This is a genomic window from Paractinoplanes brasiliensis (assembly GCF_004362215.1).
Taxonomy (GTDB): domain Bacteria; phylum Actinomycetota; class Actinomycetes; order Mycobacteriales; family Micromonosporaceae; genus Actinoplanes; species Actinoplanes brasiliensis.
In genome coordinates, this window is sequence record NZ_SNWR01000002.1 from 783361 (window position 1) to 805352 (window position 21992).

The 21992-nt window shown below is 71.2% G+C and carries 23 protein-coding genes; 12 read left to right on the forward strand and 11 right to left on the reverse strand.

Annotated features, from left to right (window positions below; all coding sequences use genetic code 11):
• Window positions 1-28 precede the first annotated feature (28 nt).
• The 4 genes from C8E87_RS35615 to C8E87_RS35630 all read right to left on the reverse strand — a co-directional run bounded on the left by C8E87_RS35615 (window position 29) and on the right by C8E87_RS35630 (window position 2580).
• Window positions 29-187: a DUF1304 family protein gene (locus C8E87_RS35615; RefSeq protein ID WP_133877796.1), complete on the reverse strand. Its 159-nt coding sequence runs from the start codon at window positions 185-187 to the stop codon at window positions 29-31.
• Between the two features lie 22 nt (window positions 188-209).
• Window positions 210-1289: a sensor histidine kinase gene (locus C8E87_RS35620; RefSeq protein WP_239080436.1), complete on the reverse strand. Its 1080-nt coding sequence runs from the start codon at window positions 1287-1289 to the stop codon at window positions 210-212.
• Entirely contained in the window at window positions 1286-1945 is a 660-nt protein-coding gene (locus C8E87_RS35625; RefSeq protein ID WP_133877797.1) for a response regulator transcription factor, read from the reverse strand. The genes C8E87_RS35620 and C8E87_RS35625 overlap by 4 nt, the downstream gene beginning before the upstream one ends.
• Window positions 1946-2220: 275 nt before the next feature.
• Window positions 2221-2580, reverse strand: a complete 360-nt coding sequence (locus tag C8E87_RS35630; protein ID WP_133877798.1) for a hypothetical protein — start codon at window positions 2578-2580, stop codon at window positions 2221-2223.
• Window positions 2581-3650: 1070 nt separating this feature from the next.
• Between C8E87_RS35630 and C8E87_RS44000 the strand changes: the two genes are divergently transcribed.
• A complete protein-coding gene (locus tag C8E87_RS44000; protein WP_166661389.1) occupies window positions 3651-3791 on the forward strand; it encodes a hypothetical protein in 141 nt (46 codons plus the stop codon).
• A 1-nt stretch (window position 3792) separates the two neighbouring features.
• On the opposite strand, the gene C8E87_RS35635 is transcribed toward C8E87_RS44000, so the two are convergent.
• Entirely contained in the window at window positions 3793-4674 is an 882-nt protein-coding gene (locus C8E87_RS35635; protein WP_133877799.1) for an RNA polymerase sigma-70 factor, read from the reverse strand.
• Between the two features lie 380 nt (window positions 4675-5054).
• On the opposite strand from C8E87_RS35635, the gene C8E87_RS35640 reads away from it, so the two are divergent.
• Window positions 5055-8318 (forward strand): ATP-binding protein, encoded by a 3264-nt coding sequence (locus tag C8E87_RS35640; protein WP_166661390.1) that lies wholly within the window; start codon window positions 5055-5057, stop codon window positions 8316-8318.
• On the opposite strand, the gene C8E87_RS35645 is transcribed toward C8E87_RS35640, so the two are convergent.
• Complete coding sequence (locus C8E87_RS35645) at window positions 8284-8982, reverse strand: hemerythrin domain-containing protein (protein WP_133877801.1); 699 nt, start codon at window positions 8980-8982, stop codon at window positions 8284-8286. The two genes, C8E87_RS35640 and C8E87_RS35645, sit on opposite strands and share 35 nt — an antisense overlap.
• Before the next feature lie 86 nt (window positions 8983-9068).
• Here C8E87_RS35645 and C8E87_RS35650 point away from each other — a divergent pair, with 86 nt between their 5' ends.
• From C8E87_RS35650 to C8E87_RS35680, 7 genes are all read left to right on the forward strand, one after another.
• Complete coding sequence (locus C8E87_RS35650; RefSeq protein WP_133877802.1) at window positions 9069-9983, forward strand: pyridoxamine 5'-phosphate oxidase family protein; 915 nt, start codon at window positions 9069-9071, stop codon at window positions 9981-9983.
• 101 nt (window positions 9984-10084) lie between these two features.
• Window positions 10085-10636 (forward strand): GNAT family N-acetyltransferase, encoded by a 552-nt coding sequence (locus C8E87_RS35655; RefSeq protein ID WP_133877803.1) that lies wholly within the window; start codon window positions 10085-10087, stop codon window positions 10634-10636.
• A gap of 494 nt (window positions 10637-11130) precedes the next feature.
• A complete protein-coding gene (locus C8E87_RS35660; protein ID WP_133877804.1) occupies window positions 11131-11871 on the forward strand; it encodes a mechanosensitive ion channel family protein in 741 nt (246 codons plus the stop codon).
• 22 nt (window positions 11872-11893) lie between these two features.
• The gene (locus tag C8E87_RS35665; RefSeq protein ID WP_133877805.1) at window positions 11894-12274 is read left to right on the forward strand and encodes a YccF domain-containing protein; all 381 of its coding nucleotides are present in this window, start codon (window positions 11894-11896) and stop codon (window positions 12272-12274) included.
• 28 nt (window positions 12275-12302) lie between these two features.
• Window positions 12303-12836 carry a dihydrofolate reductase family protein gene (locus tag C8E87_RS35670; protein ID WP_133877806.1) on the forward strand — a complete coding sequence of 178 codons (534 nt, stop codon included), beginning with the start codon at window positions 12303-12305 and terminating at the stop codon, window positions 12834-12836.
• Window positions 12837-12992: 156 nt separating this feature from the next.
• Complete coding sequence (locus C8E87_RS35675; protein ID WP_133877807.1) at window positions 12993-13649, forward strand: Bax inhibitor-1/YccA family protein; 657 nt, start codon at window positions 12993-12995, stop codon at window positions 13647-13649.
• A 273-nt stretch (window positions 13650-13922) separates the two neighbouring features.
• Complete coding sequence (locus C8E87_RS35680) at window positions 13923-14636, forward strand: class I SAM-dependent DNA methyltransferase (protein WP_133877808.1); 714 nt, start codon at window positions 13923-13925, stop codon at window positions 14634-14636.
• A gap of 688 nt (window positions 14637-15324) precedes the next feature.
• On the opposite strand, the gene C8E87_RS35685 is transcribed toward C8E87_RS35680, so the two are convergent.
• Both C8E87_RS35685 and C8E87_RS35690 read right to left on the reverse strand, forming a co-directional pair.
• Complete coding sequence (locus C8E87_RS35685) at window positions 15325-16176, reverse strand: ABC transporter permease (RefSeq protein WP_133877809.1); 852 nt, start codon at window positions 16174-16176, stop codon at window positions 15325-15327.
• The gene (locus tag C8E87_RS35690; protein ID WP_133877810.1) at window positions 16173-17138 is read right to left on the reverse strand and encodes an ATP-binding cassette domain-containing protein; all 966 of its coding nucleotides are present in this window, start codon (window positions 17136-17138) and stop codon (window positions 16173-16175) included. Before C8E87_RS35690 ends, C8E87_RS35685 begins: the two co-directional genes overlap by 4 nt.
• 367 nt (window positions 17139-17505) lie before the next feature.
• Here C8E87_RS35690 and C8E87_RS35695 point away from each other — a divergent pair, with 367 nt between their 5' ends.
• A complete protein-coding gene (locus C8E87_RS35695) occupies window positions 17506-17760 on the forward strand; it encodes a hypothetical protein (RefSeq protein WP_133877811.1) in 255 nt (84 codons plus the stop codon).
• On the opposite strand, the gene C8E87_RS35700 is transcribed toward C8E87_RS35695, so the two are convergent.
• A complete protein-coding gene (locus C8E87_RS35700) occupies window positions 17757-18917 on the reverse strand; it encodes an alkaline phosphatase PhoX (RefSeq protein WP_133877812.1) in 1161 nt (386 codons plus the stop codon). The two genes, C8E87_RS35695 and C8E87_RS35700, sit on opposite strands and share 4 nt — an antisense overlap.
• Before the next feature lie 153 nt (window positions 18918-19070).
• Window positions 19071-19541 (reverse strand): septum formation initiator, encoded by a 471-nt coding sequence (locus C8E87_RS35705; RefSeq protein ID WP_133877813.1) that lies wholly within the window; start codon window positions 19539-19541, stop codon window positions 19071-19073.
• A gap of 103 nt (window positions 19542-19644) precedes the next feature.
• Here C8E87_RS35705 and C8E87_RS35710 point away from each other — a divergent pair, with 103 nt between their 5' ends.
• On the forward strand, window positions 19645-20325 hold the full coding sequence (locus C8E87_RS35710; protein ID WP_133877814.1) for a response regulator transcription factor: 681 nt from the start codon (window positions 19645-19647) through the stop codon (window positions 20323-20325).
• On the forward strand, window positions 20322-21590 hold the full coding sequence (locus C8E87_RS35715) for a sensor histidine kinase (protein WP_133877815.1): 1269 nt from the start codon (window positions 20322-20324) through the stop codon (window positions 21588-21590). The genes C8E87_RS35710 and C8E87_RS35715 overlap by 4 nt, the downstream gene beginning before the upstream one ends.
• Here the strand turns inward: C8E87_RS35715 and C8E87_RS45990 are convergent.
• A complete protein-coding gene (locus tag C8E87_RS45990) occupies window positions 21587-21985 on the reverse strand; it encodes a hypothetical protein (RefSeq protein WP_239080435.1) in 399 nt (132 codons plus the stop codon). The genes C8E87_RS35715 and C8E87_RS45990 overlap by 4 nt on opposite strands.
• Window positions 21986-21992 lie beyond the last annotated feature (7 nt).

Genomic DNA, 21992 nt, shown 5'->3' on the forward strand with positions numbered 1-21992 from the left:
GCGAGACGAGGCCGCCAGGGGTGAGGGGTCAGCGGGCGAGGGCCACGAAGATCAGGGCGAGGGCGGCCGGCGCGACCTGGATGTACAGGATGCGCTTGTTGACTGTGGCTGCGCCGTACAGGCCGGCGACTGCCACGCAGATCAGGAAGAAGACTTTGACCGAGGTGAGGTCGGCGATCAGCCCCAGATCAGCCCCGCGGCGGGGGTTCTCAAGGGGTGTTCGACGAGGGCAGGGTGACCTCGACCCGCAGGCCGTCGTGGCCGAGGGGGCGGGCGGTGATCGAGCCGTCGTGTGCGCGGACGATCGAGCGGGCGATCGTCAGGCCCAGGCCCGCGCCGCCGGAGTGGTCGATCCGTGCGCCGTGCAGGCGGCGGAACGGCTCGAACAGGCCCGCCACCTCGTCGGGTGGGACGTCGTCACCGGTGTTCTCGACGGTCAGGGCGGGCTGGTCGCCCACGGTCACCGCCACCGTGCCGCCGGGGCGGTTGTACTTGACGGCGTTCTGCACCAGGTTGCTGACCAGGCGTTCCAGCAGCACCCGTTCGCCGATCACGGTGCGGGGGGCCAGGGTCGTGCCGACGGTGACCTTGGCGTCGGCCGCCGCGCCCGCGTGGTCGGCCACCACGTCGGCCACGATCTCGTCGAGGCGCAGCAGGCTGCGGGAGGCCACACCGCGGTCGCTCTCGCTGAGCACGAGCAGGGCCTCGATGAGGCGTACGTTGCGCTCGTTGGTTTCCAGGAGCTGCTCGGCGACCACCCGCAGCCGCTCGGGGCTGGGGTTGCGGGCCAGCGAGACCTCGATCAGCGTGCGCTGCACCGCCAGCGGGGTGCGCAACTCGTGCGCGGCGTCGGCGGCGAAACGGCGCTGTGACTCGTAGCCGACGGCCACGCGAGCGATCATGTCGTTGACCGCGGCGGCGAGGTCCGCCATCTCGCCGCGGCGCTGGGAGGTGCGTACGCGGAAAGCGAAGTTCTGCGGCCCCAGGGCGCGGATCTGGGCGGCCAGGTCACGGATCGGCTGGACCGTCCAGTTCATCGCCAGCAGCGCCAGGCCCAGCGCGACGGCCAGCACGAAGCCCTTGAAGATCCAGTACGTGTCGGCCGGGTAGAACAGGTGCGTGCAGACGAAGTTGGTCGAGCCGCCGCCGCGGGAGGGGGCGCAGACCGTACGCAGGATGCGCTGCCAGCTGCCGGCCAGCCGGTCGGCCAGCTCGGGGGTGAAGTAGCCCACGAGCACGACGGCCGCGCAGATCAGCGTGGCCGTCCAGCGCGGCGAGCGCAGCGTCACCGGCCGAGCCGATAGCCGACGCGGGGCACGGTGTGGATGACCGGCGGGTCGCCGAGCTTTTTGCGCAACGTCATCACGGTGACCCGTACGGTGTGGGTGAAGGGGTCGGTGTGCTCGTCCCAGGCCTGTTCGAGCAGCTCCTCGGAACTGACCACGGCCCCGTCGGCGCGCAGCAGCACCCGCAGCACGGCGAATTCCTTGGGTGACAACCGCAGCGGCAGCCCGTCGCGGGCGGCGGTGTGGCGGGGGATGTCGAGCACGATGCCGTCGCGTTCGAGCACCGGTCCCTGCACGGCGTTGGCCCGGCGGCCCAGCGCCTGCACCCGGGCGACCAGCTCGGCGAAGGCGAACGGCTTGGTCAGGTAGTCGTCGGCGCCCAGCCCCAGACCCTCCACCCGGTCGCGGATGCCCGCCGCCGCGGTCAGCAGCAGCACGCGGGTGTCGAGACCGGCCGCGATCATCTCGCGGCACACCTCGTCGCCGGTCGCGCCCGGCATGTCGCGGTCGAGCACGGCCACGTCGTACCGGTTGACGGTGACTCGTTCGCGTGCGGCCTCGCCGTCGTAGACCACGTCGACGGCCATGGCGAAGTCCCGGAGCCCGTCGGCGACGGTGTCGGCCAGGATCCTCTCGTCGTCGGCGATCAGCACACGCACAAGCACCACCCTGCCAGATCTTCGATAAAGAACCCGTAAAGACAGTACGGACGAAATCGCACCCCGGATGCCGGGCGCGGCCGAGTCGACACCATCCACGTCGGGATGACATGGCAGAGCACCGGAGCGCATGACGTGCGGTCCCCAGATGGTCCCCGAACGAAGTCGCCTGCCCCCTGGCTCTTTAGTCGACCCGCCAGGTCCTCACCCTCTTGCCTCTGGCCGCCGACCTCCGCGCCGAGGGAGTGGAGTCGATCGTGAGCTCGGCCCAGCGATCACAGCCATCCCGGGCCGGCGAGCCGAGTCTCACTTCGGCCGCAGGCGCGGAAGGCCAGCAGGCGCGCGGTCATCTCGTCAACCGGCGTGCCGGTCGTATCGGCGAGCGTCCCAGCGAGGTCCAGGATGAGGCCGTCGCCGATCAGCACGAGCCACACGCGCCAGGGGTCATCGCGGCGCGGCGGCGGCGTGTACGTCGGAGGTATGCCCCGGCCGAGCTTCCCAGCGGTGTCGGGCAGCCGGTGCTTCACGTCCAGATCGGGGAACCACGGCTCGAAGACCTGGATTTCCGCTCTGAACCCATAACCCGCCGCGTCGCGGTGCAGGCACCCGAGGCGGATCCGGAAGACGAGCTCCAACCCGAGGGAAGATCGAGACCGGGTGCCGAGACCTTGAAGTAAAACCCGTCCCCGGACTGGTGCCCTTTGAACATCTCGACGACCTGCTTGGTGAGGTAGAGCCCTCGCACGACTTGCGGCCCGACCGAATGCAGTCGGTCTGCCAGCTCTTCGCCGACCTTCCAGAGCGAGCTTTCCAGCCCACTCATTCCGACATCGACGAAGTGCCCGGTCAGCCGGTCGATTGGCACGACGACCCCTCGCGCTTTGCCAGGCTCCGGCTGCTCGTCGTTCTCCGCGCCGCCGACGCCGTCGGAGTGCCCGTTTGGACCCGGAGGCAACTCGATTGGAGAAATCGCGCCGACGACCTCGGAGTCGGGGGCAGGTCTGTCCTCTGGCGTGGCATCGACCGGGCGGGGCGGGGCGGGGGTATCCCGTTGCGCGGTCTCCGGCCGGTCGGTGGGCGCGCGACGCCTCGCGACAACGGCGGGAGGGGACGGGAGACGGGTGGAGCGTGGCTGCGTGCCCACCTTTCCGGCCGCGCCGCGTAGCTCTTCCGACAGGTCTCCGTCCGAGGCTTGCGCCTCGGGCATCACGTCGCCCTCTTCGTTGCGGGGCGACGCGCGCTCGAGATCGATCTCGGTGTCTGTTTGGTGCTGGCTTGGGCGGAGGATGTCTGGGTGCTGGTGGTCGGCGGTGGCGGGTGGTGTGGGGGTGTCCGTTTGGTGCCGGCTCGGGCGGAGGATGTCTGGGCGTTGGTGGTCGGCGGTGGCGGGTGGTGTGGGGGTGTCCGTTTGCTCCCGGCTCGGGCGGAGGATGTGCAGGCGCTGGTAGTCGGCGACGGCTGGTGGTGTGAAGGCGTCCGGCTCATGACGGACGTAGCCGGTGTCGGCTCGCAGGTGGCGGAGCTCCGGGCGCTCTGGGTTCGCCCCAGGGACGGACGGGGGTCGCGAGGCTGTCTCCGGTGTGGTGGGCTGACGTGGGATCTCGAACACCGGCACTCCCCTCCCGATCGGGACGCTCGTTTTCGAGCGTGACACATCGACACGGGGCCCGCCCAGCCTCCGATGTGTCAGTGCAGACGTCCCTGTATGAGCGTTTCTCGTCCGTGCCCCAGCTCGTGCACGAACGCGTACCCGAATGCGCGCGAGCTGGCCACGGTCGACGCCAACTTCCGCTCGACGGCCGTGGTGGCCCCGCAGACGTACGTCTGGGAGCCGGCCGCGAGCTGAATCAGCGGGTCAACGGCGTCGCGCTGCCCAGCCGGGACAGTTTGTGCGGGTTGCGCACGTAGTAGAGGGCCGTGATCCGGCCCTCCCGCACGTGCGCGGCCAGCACCCCGTCGAGCTCGCCGTCGAGGCTGATGACCAGGGCCGGGCTGCCGTTGACGGTGGCGGCGCCCACCGACAGGCGGTGCCCTTCCCTGCCGTAGCCGGCGCGCATGAGCCGGGCCACCTTGCCGGCGGTGACGATCGGGCGGGGCACGGCCTGTTTGAGACCGCCGCCGTCGGCGAGCAGGACGACGTCGGGGGCCAGCACGTCGAGCAGGCCCTGCAGGTCACCGGTTTCGAGGGCCTGACGGAACGAGTCGAGGGCGGCGCGGGTCTCGGCGGCGGTGACGGCCTCGCGCGGGCGGCGGGCGTCCACGTGCTTGCGGGCGCGATGGGCGATCTGGCGTACGGCGGCCGGGGTCTTCTCCACGGCGACGGCGATCTCGTCGTAGCCCAGGTCGAACGCCTCACGCAGCACGAACACCGCCCGCTCGGTCGGCGACAGCGTCTCCAGCACCAGCATGAGCGCCATCGACACGCTCTCGGCGAGTTCCACGTCCTCGGCCACGTCGGGCGTGGTCAGCAGCGGTTCGGGCAGCCACGATCCCACGTACGCCTCCCGCCGGCGCTTCACCGTGCGCAAGCGGTTCAGCGACTGCCGGGTTGTGATGCGCACCAGGAACGCCCGGGGATCCCGTACGTCCCCGAGGTTGATCTTGGTCCACTGCAGCCACGTCTCCTGCAGCACGTCCTCGGCGTCGGCGGCCGAGCCGAGCATCTCGTACGCGACGGTGAACAGCAGATTCCGATGCGCGACGAAGGTTTCGGTGTTCGCGTCGCTCATGCCGGGAACCGTCCCCACGCGATGGCGGCACCGCCGGAAAAGGCAACCGTGGCGAGCAGTCCGGCCGCCACCCACAGTGCGATGTTCATCGAGGTCTCCTCACACTTTCCGGGTACGACCTCACGTCACCGCCGGGCCTGCCGATGTGACACCTCATGGGGTGGCCGCCCGGCCGCCCAGCCTCACGAGGCCTGACAGCAATTGCCTGGGACACTTGCGGTTCCCGGGGTGTCCGGCGGATCTGCGGAATTGCATCCAGACATATTGCGGTCAATAAATCCATTTGCGGGTTCTCGCAGCGTATTACTCCGGCGCCCGGGCCCGGTGATTCGGACGTTCGGCGGTGCCGCGAGCCGGGGGAGCGGGCCTACTCTCGGCCCGTGCAGGTTGCCGTCCTGGGCCCGGCCCGTGCCACGCGCGCGGGTGAGCCGGTCGTGCTCGGCGCGCCCAAGCATCGCGCGCTGCTGGCCGCGCTCGCCCTGCACGCCGGGCGCCCGGTCACCGCCGACGCGCTCATCGACCTGCTCTGGGGGGACGACCCGCCACCGGCCGCCGCCGCGGCGCTGCAGACGTACGTCGCGCACCTGCGCAAGGCGCTCGAACCGGGCCGCGCCGCCCGCACCCCGCCCGAGATCCTGCTGACCACGCCGCAGGGCTACCGTCTGGACGTCGCCGGCATCGACGCGATCGAGTTCGCCGCCGTCGTCGAGCGGACACACCGCGACCTGAACACCACCGCACCGCCCGACGAACGTCCCCCCGAGGACCTGCAGCAGCTGCGCGCCACGCTCGACGCCGCCCTGGCGTTGTGGGCCGGCGCCCCGTACGCGGATCTGGGTGACAGCGACCCGGCCCGGGCCGAACGGGCGCGCCTGGAGGAGTTGCGCCTGGTCGCGTTGGAGGACCGCGCGCTCGTCCGGCTGGCGCTCGGCGAGCCCTCGGCCGTCGCCGCCGAACTGGCCGCGCTCGCCGCCGAGCACCCGCTGCGCGAGTCGATCTGCGCGCTGCGTGTCCGGGCCCACGCCCGCGCGGGACATCAGGGCCGCGCCCTTGAGCTGCTCCGCGAGATGCGCCGGCGCCTTGACGAGGAACTGGGCATCGAGCCCGGCCCGGCGCTGCGTGAGCTGGAGACGGCCGTCCCGCGGCAAGAGACCTTCCCCGTACGCCCGCAGCAGCCCCGCGACCCTCCGATGGCCGGCCGGGAAACCGAGTTGGCGCAGCTCAACCGCACCCTCGCGCACGCCGCCGCAACCGGGACCCCGGCCGTGGCCATGCTCGTCGGCGAGCCCGGCATCGGCAAGACCCGCCTGGCCGGAGCCGTCGTCGAGAACGCGACCGCCCGCGGGTTCGCCGTCGGCGTCGGACGCTGCTCCCAGGACGAAGGCGCCCCGCCGCTCTGGCCGTGGTCCGGCGTGCTCAGACAGCTGCGGGACACGGCGCTGGCCGAAAGGCTGATCACCGGAACCTGGGACAACCAGTTCGCGCTCTGGCACGAGGTCACCGCGGCCCTGACCGGCGCCGCGGAGCGCCGGCCGTTGCTGATCGTCCTCGACGACCTGCACTGGGCCGACCCGTCCACGCTCAAGCTCCTGCGCCACCTGATCGCCACCGCCACCGGCCGCCTCGCGATCCTCACCACCCGGCGCTCCCACCCCGAGCCGGCGGGCGCGCTCGGCGAGGTCCTCGAGGCACTGGCCCGCCACGGCGCCACCCGCATCGACCTCGAGGGCCTGGCCGAGCCCGACGTGCGGGCGCTGGTCCGATCGATCACCGGCCGCGACGCCGGCCACGACGAGGCCGCGCGGCTGCGGGATCGCACCGGCGGCAACGCCTTCCTGCTGACCGAACTCGTCAAGCTGGACACACCGGTCGGCGACAGCGGCCCGCGCGACCCGCTCCGCGGCGGCGTGGTTCCGGCCGCCGTCGCCGATGTCGTCGCCGCCCGCACGGCCAAGCTGCCCGAACCGGCCCGGGACCTGCTGCGCCTCGCCGCGGTGATCGGCCGCGACTTCGACCTCGACCTGCTCGCGGCGGTCACCGGCGAGTCCGCCGACGACGTGCTCGACCGGCTCGAACCCGCCCTGTCCGAGGGGCTGGTGACCGAGGCCGGGCCCGAGGAGTTCCGGTTCTCCCACGCGCTGGTCCGCGACGCCGTGCACGACGGCATCCCGGCCACCCGGCGGGCCCGCCGCCACGCGTCGGTCGCCGCGCGGGTCACCGACCCGGCCCGCGCCGCCCGGCACTGGCTCGCCGCCGGCCCCAGGCATGCCCGCGACGCGTGGCAGGCCTGCGTGGCGGCGGCCCGCAAAGCGACCGCGGTGCACGCCTGGGACGAGGCGGCCGCCCTGCTCGCCACCGCGATCGACACGCAGGGCAACGATCCCGCGGTGACGGCAAGCGAGCGCTACGCCGTGCTGATGGACCGTGTGGTGGCGTGCCGGCAGGGCGGTGACCTCGACGGCCTCGACGCGGCGCAGGTCGCCGCCGTGGAGGTGGCGGCCGGGACGGGCGATGTGCGGGCCGAGGCCCGGGCGGCGATCGCAGCCGTCGACGGCGCGGTCTGGCTCCCGCGCCCGCACCCGACGGTGCATCCGACCCTGCCCACGACCCTGCGCGGCGTGCTGCGCAAGCTGCCGGCCGCCGACTCCGAGCTGCGCTGTCAGGTCATGCTCGCCCTCGCGGTCGAGCTGTACTTCGCCGACGCGCCCGCCGAGCGCCGCGCGCTGGTCGAACAGGGCCTCGCGATGGCCCGGCGGCTGGCCGACCCGGGCCTGCTCGACTGGTCGTGCACGGTCGCGTGGCTCGCGATCTGGCGGCCGTCCACCGCCGAGGAACGCTGGGCCCTCGCGCAGGAGGCCCTGACCGCCGCGACCCGCAGCGGCAACCGGATCCGTGAGGTCACCGTGCGTACGCTGGTGGCGATCAGCGCGCAGGAAACCGGCCGCATCGCCGAGATGGACGAGGAGATCGCCCGTGCCCGCGCCGACGCCGAGCGGTACCGGCTCGCCACGCCGCTGGTCGCGCTGGGCTGGCTCGAGATGCCGTGGCTGGCGCTGCGCGGCCGGTTTGCCGACGCCGAGAAGCTGTTCGCCGAGACCAACGACCTCATGTCCCGCACGTCGATGCCGCAGGCCGTGGAGAGCGCGGCCGGCTCGGCGCTGATGCTCCGCATGATCCGCGGTGACAACAGCGCCGAGATGGCCCGGCAACTGCAGGCGCTCGCCCCGCACAGCCGCCTGCCGCTGGACTCCAGCATCGTGATGCTGTTGCTGCGCGCCGGGCTCGCCGACGAGGCCCGCGCGTGGCACGCGGCCCACGGGCTCGACATCGATCACCCCGAGGACTGGTACACGCTGGTCAACCTGTGCCAGGCGGCCGAGGCCAGCGCCGGACTCGGTGATCTGGTGCTGGCCGCGAAGATCTATCACAGGCTTTCCCCGTACGCGGGGAGGCCGTGCTCGGCCGGCGGCGCGGTCGGGCAGCCGCCCGTCGACGCGTACCTGTCGATCGCGGCCGCCGCGGCGGGTGAACGGGAGCGGGCCGTCCGCCACGCACGGGACGCGCTCGCGCTGTGCGACCAGTGGCGCCTCCCGCTCGTGGCCGAGTGGATCAGGCGTACCGGAAAGCTGTTGTCTCTCGCCTGAGGAAGCCGCCGCGCGTCAGCCGCCACAGCACGGCCAGCACCGGACCGGCCATCTTGAGCAGCCGCTTCCGGGCGTCGGCGGGCAGCTCGTGCATCACCCACGGCACCGCGGCCATCGACTCCCGGAACGAGTACGCGCCCTTCGCGCTCTTCTCCTCCACGACCTGCCACTCGTCGGCGGTGAGGTGCTTCTGCACGAGCACGAGCGCCTCGGTCTCCTCGTGCGCCAGATGCGCGTTCAGCCGCTCGCCCGCCGCCACGATCCTGATCTCCAACGACCGCCGTACGTCCTCGTCGGGCCGGGCGGCCAGCGTCGCGAACCCGGACCCGCACGCCTCGAGCAGCGGGTCGATCTCGCCGTGCTCGGCCTCCATCGCCTCGAGCGTCGCGCGGCCCGAAGGGTCGACCCGGCCGAGCAGCACCGGCCAGATCGCCGCGTCCTCGATGGTGTGATGGTGGTGCAGGAACGTGCCGAACATCCGCCAACGCCGGTCGAGGGCACGCCACACCCGCGTCTCGTGCGCCGGGGTGGCGGTCACCGCGGCCGCGAACCGGCGCAGATCCCGCCGGAACGCGTGATGGATCAGGAACATCCCGGTCAGATCGTTCGGCCCGTCCGGCGCCGCGGCCTGTCCCGGAAGCATCAGCTGCTCAGTCGTCGTCATGCCCCGCAGCGTGCGCGCGCCCGCTTGAGCGCGGCTGAAGGCCTTTCTTCAGCCGGCCACAAGACGCCCACCGGACGCTGCCTGTCATGGACTCACTCATCGACGCCTACCGCACCTGCGAACTGCTGACCGTGGGGCGCGACGGCACCCCCGTGGCGTGGCCGACGGTCGGCATCCGGCGCGCCGACGGCACGTTCCTGATCAGCACGTCGATCGGCCTGCCGCAGAAGGCCCTCAACATCCGCCGCGACAACCGGGTCGCCGTGCTGTTCTCCGACCCGACCGGCAGCGGCCTGGACGAGCCTTCGCAGGTCTTGCTCCAGGGGACCGCCACCTGCCCCGACGAGGTCGTCACCGCGCCCGGCCCGTGGGCCGACCTGTGGCTGCGGATCCGCCGGGTGCAGCCCTCGTCCGCCTACCACCGCGTGCCCGGCCTGCGCCGACTGATGGACTGGTACTACATGCGCCTGCTGATCACGATCACTCCCGGCGAGGTCACGACGTTCCCGGCCTACCGCCCGGCTCCGCCGCCCCCGCGGTCCGGGGACACTTCCTTCCCAGCCGTACGCCGGATGTCCGCCTTCGGAGGCGCGGTGCTCAGCGCGTACGACGTTTCCGGAGCCCCCGCCATGCGCCGCGTCCACCCGTCCGCGGTCGACGGCAGATTCGTCCTCGACGCCGTCGACGGGCTCGTCGCCGGCCGGGCGAGCCTGCTGTGGCACAGTCACGACGCCAAGCTGGACGCTCTGCGGGCTTTCGTGGTGACCGGAACGCTGACCCCCTCGAGCGGCGCGTGGGTTCTGAACCCGGAACGCTACATCTCCACGGCCGACAGGATGACGCCGTTGACCATGCTCCGGACGATCCTGGGTCTACGGAAAACGGCGGCCCGCTATCTGGCCAAGCGGAACTTGCCCCGCCCGGCGGTTCCGTGGTCGGAGTACCGCTCGGCAGAACGCACAGCCGGCCCGGCATCGTTGGCCGGCACGCGAAACCGTTGATCCGTCTGCGGCTGCGTCTCCCCGCTCGGCGCGGTTCCGCAACATCGCAGGTCGTTGCCGCGCGGCACCATTTTCGATCCTTCTTGGGTACCGTTTGCCGGGTGCCGATTCTGTCCACCTTCGCGCACGCCGAATTGCCGAGCGCTTTCTCCTGGCAAGCGGTCGCGTACATGCGCCAGATCTGGCCGTCACTGTTCACCGGCGGGCTGACCTGGCTACGCGAGCCGTACCCGGCGGATCTCACCACGTTCCACGTCGTGATCCACCAGGACGAGGTGCTCGTGTCCTACGCCGCTGTGATCAGGGTGACCGTTTCGCACGACGGCACGGACTACGCGATCGACGGCGTGGGCAATGTGCTGACCGCGACGCCGTACCGCGGGCGGGGATACGGCCGGCGGGTGGTGGAGCGGGTCAACGAGTGGCTGGACGGCAGTGACGCGGACGCTGCCGCGTTGTTCTGCGCGCCCGATCTGGAATCGTTCTACGCGCGAGCAGGCTGGCTGCCGTGCCCCGGCGGCACCCGGGTCGTCACCGGCTCGGAGAGCTGGCCGTACAACGGGCTCCGGATGATGCGTCTGCTGTCGCCCCGTGGCCGGGCGGCGGCGAAGAGCCTGCTCACGACCACGATGTCCGTCAGCTGGGCCTGGTAGCCCCGCCTGCTTCGCAGGTTGGCGATCGTGATCCGGCGACGTTGGCAGACGCGCCAGCAACAGGTGACCGTCCGTCGGTGTGCCGGGGGAGCGAGCGACGACGCCGGCGTGGCGGATTCGGTGGTCAAGGGTGGAGACCACCGCACGACGGCGCCGTCGCAGCGCGGGATTTGCCGGCCGGCGCCCGGCGGGGACGACGCCGGCACCGGGACCTTGCGGAGCCCGGCTCGGCGGATTTTCAGGTCCGTCGATGGCACTAATACTGTTGCGGCGGTGCTGCGATGTCAACAACTTCCGGAAAGTTCGCGGTAACTGCTTGGTGTACAGGTGAGCTTACTGGCTGTTCAGGGGGGTCGTTCTCCTGCGAAAACCTGCAAACGGACAGGTCTTCGTAGGCGAAACCGGTCAGGACCTCCTGGAAGTTTCGGTGAATGGTCGGACGTTTCCGGGGCGGGGATCTGATCGTGGGAGGGCACCGATAGGATTTCGGCACCATGTTCGGAATGCCGCTGCTGGAACAGCATGTCCGTCCCGACTTCCGCAAAGCGGTGGTGTTCGGGTTCATCGCGCTGGCCGCGCTGGTCGTCGGCAGCCAGGTCGGCGACATCGACTCGTCCGTGCTGCGCGATCGGCTGATGGCGTACGGGTGTGCGGTGGTGGTCGCGGTGGCTGGCATCCTCGCCAGCCGCACGGCCGCCCGCGAGGTGCACCGGATCACTCAGGCGCGCGCCGGGGTCTCGGCCGCCACGCCGCTCCGCCTGCTCACGCTGCTCGGCGGCTACCTGGTCACCGTGTTCGCCGTGTGCGACCTGCTCGGCGTCGGCCTGCAACACCTGCTGGTCGGCGGCGCGGTCACCGGGGTCATCCTCGGCCTGGCCGCGCAGCCGGTGCTGGGCAACCTCTTCGCCGGTCTCGTGCTGCTCTTCGCGCGTCCGTACATTCCCGGGCAACACGTCCGGGTCCTCTCCGGCGCCATCGGCGGGCCGCACTACGGCACGATCATCTCGGCCGGGCTGCTCTACACGGTTCTCGATACCGCTGAGGGCCCGCTGAACATTCCGAATTCGGCGCTGCTGGCCTCCGCGGTCGGCCCGTCCGAGGGCGAACCCGACGACAATCCGGCCGACCCGGGGGATGCCTTGCCGCCGTCCGACCACGACGCCGCAGCCTTGGCCACCGCGACGGCGATCGCGGAAACGGCCGACGACGCGGAGCGCAAGAACAACGGGGATTGATCCGGCCGGGCATGCTTGACGTGTGCGACTGATACTGAACGTCCTCTGGTTCATCTTCGGCAGCGGTTTCGTGCTCGCGATCGGCTACGGGCTGGCTGCCCTCATCTGCTTCGTGCTGATCGTGACCATCCCGTTCGGGATAGCGTCGCTGCGGCTCGCCGTGTATTCGCTGTGGCCGTTCGGGCGTACGGTCGTCAGCCGCCCCGGAATCGGTGTGGCCTCGGGCGTCGGCAACATCGTCTGGGTGGTCGTGGCCGGCTGGTGGCTGGCGCTCACGCACATCGTGGCCGGCATCGCGCAGTGCGTGACCATCATCGGCATTCCGTTCGGTATCGCGAACTTCAAACTGGTGCCGGTCGCCTTCTGGCCGCTGGGCCGCGAAATCGTCGACATCACCGATTAGTTCCGGCCGGCGCGGCGGTCCTACCGCCATGCGAAGCGTTGTGCTCTACACCCTGATGTCCCTCGACGGCGTGGCGGAGAACCCTGACACCTTCGTCCTCGAATTCGACGAGGAGATGCATGCCAACCTCGCCGAGGTGATCGGCGCGCAGGACGCCGTGCTGCTCGGCCGGCGCCAGTACCAGGAGTGGGCCCCCTACTGGCCGAAGTCCGACATGCAGCCGTTCGCCGATTTCATCAACAGCGTTCCCAAGTACGTGTTCACGTCGTCACCGCTGACGGTCGAGTGGACGGGCACGAGCACTGTGGACTCGCTCGACGTCGTCCGAGAACTCAAGGCACAGCCCGGCGGCGACATCGGCGTACACGGCAGCATCGGCCTGTCGCGTGCGCTGCTGGCCGCCGGGCTCGTCGACCGGATCAGCCTCGTCGTGTACCCGGCCGTCGCCGGCAACGGACGCAAGTTGTTCGCCGACGGCCGGCCGCTCACTCGGCTTCACCTGCTCAGCGCCCGATCGACGTCCTCGGGCGGGCTGCTGCTCGACTACTCAGTTCCACGGTGAACACCGGCGCCCGTAACCGGCGTCACCCCGTGACCGTCGCCACCGGGCCGGGCCCGCGGGGCCTCGGCTGGGCACTGGCATGCCGTACCCGGTGGCCGGTGGAGACCAGGGATCGCCCCTGGCGCGAGCAGCGGGTGGGGAGACAAGGGTGAGGTCATGGAATCGTACGCATACGGCGGCATCGCCACCCGGGACCAGAGCCACACGTTGTTCGCGCAGACGATGGGGTTCGTCGCCGGGACCGCCGGCCTGTTCGCCCTCGGCGCCTACCTCGGACGCGACTTCGGCGGCGGCGCGGCCGTCATCGCCTACATCGCGTCGTTCGCCGCCCTGATCGGCATGCAGTTCGCGGCCCGGCGCTCCCGGGAGCTCACGATCGGCCTGCTGGCGCTGTTCGGCCTGTTCATCGGTCTGGCCGTGGCCCCCACCCTGGCCTTCTACGCCAATGAGAACCCGCAGGCGCTGTGGCAGTCCGGCGGCGCGACAGCCCTGTTCATCGCCGGTTTCGGCGCCGCCGGCTACGCCACCCGCCGCGACCTGTCGGCGTTGGCCCGGTACGCCTTCTGGGCCCTGGTCGCGCTCATCGCCTTCAGCATCGTGCTCATCTTCGTCAGCATCCCGAACGGCGCCCTGATCTACGCCGTCCTCGGCCTGGTCATCTTCGCCGTCCTCACGATGGTTGACTTCCAGCGCCTGCGCCGCAACACCGGCGTCGCCTCGGCCCCGGTGCTGGCCGCCTCGATCTTCCTCGACATCCTCAACGTCTTCCTGTTCTTCCTGCAGATCCTCGGTGGCCGCTCCAACGACCGCTGACAACCCTCGCGGAACGCCGATGGAACACTCGCGGTGCTGTGGGAACTCGCGAAGCGCCAGGAACGCGAAGCGCCAGGAAACGGCCCGGACCGGTACGCCGGCCGGGCCGGCGGGCAACGGAACGGAGCGCGCGGCGATGACTGCGATGTACGTCGTCCTGCAGGAAGCCGGCGACGGCACGTGGCGGCACCTGGGGGAGGTCGCGCGGCGGGCACGGGCGTTCTGAAGCGCCGGCCACCGGTCGGGCGTGGCGGTGGACGGTACGCTCGGGCCGTGTTCTCGTCCCGTGGCCCGTCCCTGCGCGAACTGACCGTTCAAGCGCTGTCCTCGGTCGAACGCGGCTACGACCTGCTCGCGCCGAAATTCGATCACACGCCTTTCCGCACACCGGACGGCATCATCGACGCGACCGCCGAAACGCTGGCCGGCCTGGGGCCGTTCGGCACGGGGCTGGACGTCTGCTGCGGCACCGGCGCGGGCCTGACCGTTCTCCGCGAGGTCTGCCGGGGGCCGATCACGGGCGTCGACTTCAGCGCGGGCATGCTCGCACAGGCCCGCCGTCACCATCCGCAAGCCACCTTCGTACGAGCGGACGTGCGTGCCCTGCCCTTCGACCGGAGCTTCGACCTGGCCGTCAGCTTCGGGGCGCTCGGACATTTCCTGCCGAGCGAACGGCCGGCGTTGTTCGAGGGCGTGCATCGGGCGCTGCGACCTGGCGGGCTGTTCGCCTTCGCGATCGGCGAGCCACCACCCGTGACGTCGATAGCGCACTGGATGCTGCTCGGCTTCGACGGGGTCATGCGGGTCCGCAACGCCGTATGGCGCCCGCCCTTCGTCATGTACTACCGCACGACTCCGATCCGCGCGCTCGAGAAGGACCTGACCGCTGCCGGCTTCACCGTCGGCACGCAGCCCCTCGCCGCGCTGGGCCGGCGCCGCGACGGCACCCCGAACTGCTGGCTGGTGCTGGCCCGCCGCAGCCGGTAGGCCCAGCAGACCCCGCCGACCTGACTGCGGTGCGGGTGCTCGTCCCGCTGTCACTCTCCTCCGGCTGGGCCGCGGTCATACCGCGCGAGCCGCGTCGAGCTCGCCGATGTCGGCGTCGACGACCTGGCCTCGCTCGGGCCGGCTTCGGGAACACCGGCTCCCACGGGCCGGTGTTGACGTCCGTCTTCCTGCCGAACCCTGCCGCGCCTGCGCCTCGTGGACGCCTTTGACCGGCAGCCCGGCGTCAAGCACGCCCGTACGCAGCTGGTGCCGCGCAATGAGCGGACCGCACCTGTCGGGAGCCGCGCACGGGCCGGCCCGGGTCACCTGTGACGCCCCGCAACTCGCACGCGACGAGCCGGCGGAGGCTTCCACCGAGCCCATTGCGTAATGCTCCAAGCCGGCGGCGCGAAGGCTCCGACGCCCCCGGCCGAGCGGCGCTCGGCGCGGCGCAGTCGAAGGATCCGCCGGTCGGCCGCCACTGTCCGCAAGCCGAGGCGCCGGTTGCTGGTGGGGTAGGCGAGGTGCCGCCGCCTACCGTGTCCGGCATGCCGGACACGCATGGAGGCGTACGCGGTCGATGGGGTGGGCGAGGTGCCGCCGCCTACCGTGTCCGGCATGCCGGACACGCATGGGGGCGGACGTGGTCGACGGGGAGCGTGGTCGCGGGCCACGCCGAGGCGTTCGCTCATTTGCGGTTGTAGAGGCGCATGGTCAGGGTGCCGAAGACGGTGACCAGGGCGGCGCTCGCTATGAACGTCCACATGATCTCGGGCATGTCGGGGGCGCCGGCCATGATGGAGCGGATGGCGGAGACCAGGTGGGAGATCGGGTTGACGTTGACGAAAGCCTGCAGCCAGCCGGGCATGGTGGACGGGTCGACGAAGACGTTGCTGAGGAACGTGAGCGGGAACAGCACCAACATGCTCACGCCCATCACCGATTTCTCGGAACGCAGGAACAGGCCGAACATCGTCCAGATCCACGAGAACGCGAACGAGAAGACGACCAGCAGGCCGATGCCGGCCACCACGCCCATCACGCCGCCCTCGGGGCGGAAACCCAGGATCAGGCCGACGATCATGATGGTGGTCGCGGCCAGGATGTAGCGCAGCACGTCGCCGAAGATCATGCCGACCAGGGCGGCGGGGCGCCACACCGGCAGCGTGCGGAAGCGGTCGAAGACGCCCTTCTCGATGTCGGTGTTCAGGCCCACGCCGGTGTACATCGTGATCATGACGACGCTGGTCACCATGATGCCGGGCAGGAAGAACTGCAGGTATTCACGGGTCGAGCCGGCCAGTGCGCCACCGAACAGGTACGTGAACATCAGCGTCATGATGATGGGGAACGCGGTCACGTCGAACAGCTGCTCGGGCACATGTTTGATCTTCAGCACGGCCCGCCAGCCGAAGGTCAGCGACGCCGCCAGCGCGCTCGGCCGTTTCGGGCGGTCGGCCCGCGCCAGCACGGCGCCCAGCGTCTCGCTCGACGGCGCATAGGTCGTGACGGTCTCAGCGGTCTCCGTCGTCGTGCTCATGCCGCCACCTTCCGATCGGTCAGGGCCAGAAACACCTCGTCGAGGCTGGGCTGGCCCAGCGAGAAGTCGTCGACCACGATGCCCGCCTCGGCCAGCCGCCCCAGCGCCCGCGACGCCAGTTCGGCCGCGCCCCGGTCGGACCCGCCGGCCTCGGCCCGGGCGGTCAGCGCCACCGGATCGGCCTCCTGCTGCACTGTTGTGCCGAGCACCTCGGCCAGCACCTTTTCGGCGGCCGGACGCTGGGCCGCGTCACGCAGACGCACGTGGATCGTGCCCGCGCCGATCGACGACTTGAGCTGTCCCGGGGTGCCTTCCGCGATCACCCGGCCGTGGTCGATCACCGCGATGCGGCCGGCCAGCTGGTCGGCCTCGTCGAGATACTGGGTCGTCAGCAGCACCGTCGTGCCGTTGGCGACGACGATGCGCACGATGTCCCACACCTGGTTGCGGCTGCGCGGGTCGAGCCCCGTCGTCGGCTCGTCGAGGAACAGCAGGTCGGGGGTGTTGAGAATGCTGGCGCTGATGTCGATGCGCCGCCGCATGCCGCCCGAGTACTTCTTCACCTGCCGGTCGGCCGCCTCGGTCAGCCCGAACGCGGCCAGCAGCTGCTCGGCCCGCTCACGCGCCTGGGCCTTGGAGTGGCCGAGCAGCCGCGCCAGCAGCACCAGGTTTTCGGCGCCGGTCAGATCCTCGTCGACCGAGGCGTACTGCCCCGTGAGGCTGACCCGGCCCCGTACGGCGTCGGCCTCGCGCACCACGTCATGCCCGAACACGCGGGCCACGCCGCCGTCGGGTCTCAGCAACGTGGCCAGCATGCGTACCACTGTGGTCTTGCCCGCCCCGTTGGGCCCGAGCAGGCCGTAGACCGTGCCGGGCGGAACCGTGAGATCCACCCCGTCGACGGCCCGGTTGTCGCCAAAGGTCTTGATCAGCCCGGCAGTCTCGATGGCCGGTGCGTTCATGAGTCGTCCCTTCGTCAGGCTTGGACGACATCTTCGCGGAGGGGTACGACAGTTTCTCCCGAGCCACTGAATTGCGACCATGCGTGTCGGCGGATCACCCGCCGTTCATTGATGTCCGGACCGGTGGCGACGGCCGCTGCCGTGGCCACTCCCGCGCCGGCGCAGGCGTCGCGGAGGCGGTCCGGTCTTCAGGACGTGGCCGGCCGGCGCGGGTGTTTACGCGATGGTAGTAAGGCTCGGTTGAAAACGCGGCGGAAGGGAAGACAATGGTGCCGCGGGAACTTACGTGAAGATCCTTCGAACCTTGAGACGGTTCTCCGACGTAGAGTGCGATCGGGAGCACTGCTCGACTAGGAGGTCGATCGGGATGAGCACCGAGGACAAGCGCCGGGAGTTCGACGACATCGTCGCCCGCCTGACCACGGACTACCCCACGCTGAGCCGCGACCCCTGGCCCCGCTGGCCCCGGCCGGTGCTCGTCACCGTGCTCGTGGCCGCGGGCGTCGCCTGGGGTCTGCTGTCGGTGGCCATGGTCGCCTGGGGTGCGCGCGGCGTCCTGCTGACCTGCGCGGTCGTCACTGTCGCGGCCGTCGCCGCGATCCTCGACGCCCGAAAATCCTAGCGAAACGGACCGGTGACGCAGTACGTGATGCCGCCGGAGGACGCTCCGGTGGCGCCACGCTGTGACGAGAAGTAGAGCCGGTCGCCGGCCGGGGTGAACGCCGGGCCGGTGATCTCCGATGCGCTCTGGCCGGTGATCCGCAGAAACACGGACACCGTCGCCGACGACGGCGAGATCAGGCAGATGTCCATGCTGCCCCCGTCCTCGGCCACGTAAAGATCGCCCGACGGCGAGCCGGTGACGTTGTCGACCCCTGTCAACGGGGCCGTGCCCGAGCTGACCAGATTGTCGTCGTACGCCAGTTCGTACGTGCTCGTGGCCAGGTTGACCTGCCACACCCGGTTGTCGCCCTTGGTGGTGAACCAGACCTTGCCGTCGGCGTAGTGGCAGCCCTCGCCGCCGTTGAACGACTTGGCGCCGGACACCTGATAGCGGGTCTGCGTGGGGGAGCCGTCCGGGCCGGGCACGTCGGCCCACGTGAACGAGCCCGACGTGCCGCTGCCGGCCCGGAACACCTGCAGGGTGCCGGCGGCGAGGCTGCCCCAGGTGGCCGGGACGTAGCGGTAGAACTTGCCGTCGGACTCGTCCTCGGTCAGGTAGACGACCTGGCGTACGGGGTCGGCCGCGGCAGCCTCGTGCTTGAACCGGCCCATTGCCGGTCGCACCACCGCCGAGCCGCCCAGCGGGTACGTCTCCCAGACCCGGCCCCGGGTGACCTCCTCGCACGACAGCCAGGTGTCCCACGGCGTCTTGCCGCCCGCGCAGTTCTGGTCGGTGCCGCTCAGGATCCGCGACGCTCCCACGATCTGGCCGCTGGAATTGAAGACGATCCGGGAGGCCCCGCCGCCTGCCGACGACGACACCTCGGAGTTGGACACGTAGACCCAGCCGCTGCCGTTGGGGATCACCGCTCCGCCGTCGGGGGCGTCGTGCCACACGTACGAGGTCCCCGGCACGGTCTGCCGCGAGCGCGCCACCACCTGGCTGGTGAATCCGGCGGGCAGCCGGATGCCGTTGGCGTCGGCGGCCTGCAGCGGCCCGTACGGCCCGGTCGCGTTCTGCGCGGGCGCCGCGTAGGCGGCGGGCCAAGCGGTGAACGGCAGCGCCAGCCCACCGGCCCCGGCGACGGTGGCACGCAGCAGGGTGCGACGATCCATGGGTCCTCCTCGAAGACAGCGTTCGGGACAGGCTTTCGGCCCGCCCTGGCCACCGGGTTAACGACGCGCGACCGCTCATTGACGACTGTCGAAGCCTTATGGTCGACGGTGTGCGGGACGCGGCGGTGGCGGAGCGGCCGGCCTCGACGATGCTCAGTCGTCGTCCTCGCCGTGGTTCGCGTGCTCGACAGCCCGGGGGACACCGCCTGAACAGGTGATTTTCAGGTCGACGTGGCGGTCGGCGCTTTCGAATCGGACCTCGGCCTCGTCGTCCGGCCCGGCGTCGACGTCACGCACCTCGTAGCCGGGCTTCGGTGACCATCGCTCCAGGAAAGCCTGGTTTCCCCGGCAGCCGGCGATGGCGACCCCTCCCGAACTGGGGAAACTCGTGAGCGCTGGCGGACGGGACGCGGCGGCCGACGTGGGAGCGGCGGCTGACGACCGTACGGGGGAAGGGGTTGCGTCAGCCAACGCCCGGGCCACCTCCTGCTCGCTGAGCACGCCGCCGGCGGTTCCGGTCAGGCTGTCGCCGACCAGCCGGATGCCACCCAGCCCGGCGACGGTGACGACGACGGCGGCGGCCAGCCAACCGGCGCCGGCCACGAGCGAACGAGGAGCCTGCATGGGGAGCACTATGCCGGACCGGGCGCTAACGCAGTCTCGGGACCGCGCTAAGGGACGGTTAAGAGCGCAGGTCGCCGCGGCCGGGGCGACTACCCTCGGGGCAATGGCCCGGCTGCTGCTGATCGAGGATGACGCGACCATCCGTACGCCCCTGATGCGTGCCCTCAAGGAGCGCGGCCACGCCGTCGCGTCCGTCGCCACCGCCATGGAAGGTGTGCAGTCCGCGCTCACCGACCGCCCCGACCTGGTGGTTCTCGACCTCGGGCTGCCCGACCTGGACGGCCGTGAGGTGCTGCGGATGCTGCGCGCGGTCAGCCAGGTGCCGGTGATTGTGGCCACGGCGCGTGACGACGAGACCGAGATCGTCCGGGTGCTCGACGCGGGCGCCGACGACTACGTGGTCAAACCGTTCACCGCGGCCCAGCTGGAATCGCGGATCCGGGCGGTGCTGCGCCGCGGCGCCACCCCGTCGGCCGACCCCACCATCACCGTCGGCGAGCTGGTCATCGACCCGGCCGGGCGGCGGGTGCGGCTGGCCGGGGAGCCGGTCGAGCTGACGCCGCGCGAGTTCGACCTGTTGCATCACCTGGCCACCCGCGCCGGGCAGGTGGTGACCAAGCGTGAGCTGATGACCGAGGTGTGGCAGATCCCGTACGGGGGTGCCGACAAGACAGTCGACGTGCACCTGTCGTGGTTGCGCCGCAAACTGGGCGAGAGCGCCACCGCGCCGCGTTACCTGCACACCGTACGGGGGGTCGGGGTCCGGCTGGGCACGCAGCCGTGAGGGGGCAGCTGCGCCTGCTGGTGCTGGCCACCACGAGCCTCATGATGATCGCGTTCCTGGTGCCGCTCGCCTTCCTGGTGCGCCAGGTCGCGCAGGACAGGGCCACCGTGCGCGCGACCGCCGACGTGCAGGGCATCATCACCGACGTCGGCCGGGCCGCCCCCGACGACCTGCGCCTGACCGTCGAGACGCTGGCCGCCACCTCGGGCCGCCCGATCACGGTCTATCTGAGCGACGGAACAATGCTCGGCACGCCGCAAGAGGCCACCCCGGCCGTCGAGCTGGCGCGGCTGGGCAGCCGCAGTCTCACCGTCGAGAACGGCGGCGCCCGCGAGATCGTGGTGTCGGTTCAGGGCCGCGACGGCACGGCAGTCATCCGTACGGTGGTCTCGGCCGGCGAGAGCAGCGCCGGCGTCACCCGTTCCTGGCTGGTGCTGTCCGGGCTGGGCGCGCTGCTGGTGGCGCTCGGGGTGGTGGTCGCCGACCGGCTCGCGCGAACGATCACCCGCCCGATCAGCGACCTGTCCGCCGTCTCGCACCGCCTGGCCAACGCAGAACTCACCGCGCGCGCCTCACCTTCAGCGGGCGGGCCTCCCGAGGTACGCGAGGTCGCCGGCGCCCTCAACCACCTCGCCGGGCGCATTCAGGAGCTGCTTCGAGCCGAACGGGAACAGGTGGCCGACCTCTCGCACCGGCTGCGGACCCCGCTGACCGCTTTACGGCTGGAGGCCGAAGGGCTGCGTGACCCGTCGGAGAGCGCCCGGCTGAGCGCCGCCGCGGACGCCCTGGAACGTGCGGTGAGCGGGCTCATCCAGCAGGCCCGCCGCCGCGCCGACCCCGACTCCGAGCCCGCACGGTGTGACGCGGCTTCGGTGGTGGCCGATCGGGTCGCGTTCTGGGCCGTTCTCGCCGAGGACACCGGGAGGTCGGTGACTGTCGATCTGGCGCCGGGGCCGCAGCCCGCGGCGGTGTCGGCCGACGAGCTGGCCGCGGCGGTCGACGCCCTGCTGGGGAACGTCTTCGCCCACACACCCGAGGGCACCCCCTTCTCCGTACGGCTGGAGGTGGCGCCCGACGGGGTGAAGCTCACGATCGCCGACCGTGGGCCCGGGATGCCGGACGGACTGGTGCGGCGGGGCGTCAGTGGGGGCGACTCGACAGGCCTGGGGCTGGACATCGCGCGCCGGGCCGCTCGGGGACGGTTCGAGATCCACGGCGGATCGGAGGGTGGCTCGGTGGTCACGATGCTCTTAACCCGGCCTTAGCGGTCGGGCAGCGCGCCGCTATCCAGGAAAGCGCGAGTCTTCCTCCTGTCGGAAGCACACCGAATCAGGAGGAAAACCATGAAGCGCTCGTACGCCATCGCGGCCGCTGTCGGGGCGGCTGCCGTCATCGGGGTGACCGGTACGGCTCTGGCCGCCGGTGGGGAAGACGCCGGTTCGTCGCCTTCGCCGTCGTCGCCAGCGTCGTCGCCGTCGTCGCCGTCGTCGCCTTCGTCGTCGGCCGGCCCCTCGGAGGAGTTCCGCGGGGACGGCAGCCTTGATGACGGCAGCACTCCGTCGCCCTTCGAGACGGTGGAGCCGGGTTCGGTGGCCCCGGTCCCGGGCGGCAGCAGCCCGTCGGCATCGTCGGGGCTGGGCGACGCGGTCACCTCGATCACGATCGCG

Bases quoted from the DNA above. Each gene is read 5' to 3' on its own strand.
- C8E87_RS44000 (WP_166661389.1), top strand. From the start codon at position 3,651: ATGAGCGTTTCTCGTCCGTGCCCCAGCTCGTGCACGAACGCGTACCCG.
- C8E87_RS35705 (WP_133877813.1), bottom strand. From the start codon at position 19,541: ATGCAGGCTCCTCGTTCGCTCGTGGCCGGCGCCGGTTGGCTGGCCGCC.
- C8E87_RS35635 (WP_133877799.1), bottom strand. From the start codon at position 4,674: ATGAGCGACGCGAACACCGAAACCTTCGTCGCGCATCGGAATCTGCTG.
- C8E87_RS35650 (WP_133877802.1), top strand. From the start codon at position 9,069: ATGGACTCACTCATCGACGCCTACCGCACCTGCGAACTGCTGACCGTG.
- C8E87_RS35690 (WP_133877810.1), bottom strand. From the start codon at position 17,138: ATGAACGCACCGGCCATCGAGACTGCCGGGCTGATCAAGACCTTTGGC.
- C8E87_RS35675 (WP_133877807.1), top strand. From the start codon at position 12,993: ATGGAATCGTACGCATACGGCGGCATCGCCACCCGGGACCAGAGCCAC.
- C8E87_RS35670 (WP_133877806.1), top strand. From the start codon at position 12,303: ATGCGAAGCGTTGTGCTCTACACCCTGATGTCCCTCGACGGCGTGGCG.
- C8E87_RS35685 (WP_133877809.1), bottom strand. From the start codon at position 16,176: ATGAGCACGACGACGGAGACCGCTGAGACCGTCACGACCTATGCGCCG.
- C8E87_RS35695 (WP_133877811.1), top strand. From the start codon at position 17,506: ATGAGCACCGAGGACAAGCGCCGGGAGTTCGACGACATCGTCGCCCGC.
- C8E87_RS35660 (WP_133877804.1), top strand. From the start codon at position 11,131: ATGTTCGGAATGCCGCTGCTGGAACAGCATGTCCGTCCCGACTTCCGC.
- C8E87_RS35645 (WP_133877801.1), bottom strand. From the start codon at position 8,982: ATGACGACGACTGAGCAGCTGATGCTTCCGGGACAGGCCGCGGCGCCG.
- C8E87_RS35700 (WP_133877812.1), bottom strand. From the start codon at position 18,917: ATGGATCGTCGCACCCTGCTGCGTGCCACCGTCGCCGGGGCCGGTGGG.
- C8E87_RS35710 (WP_133877814.1), top strand. From the start codon at position 19,645: ATGGCCCGGCTGCTGCTGATCGAGGATGACGCGACCATCCGTACGCCC.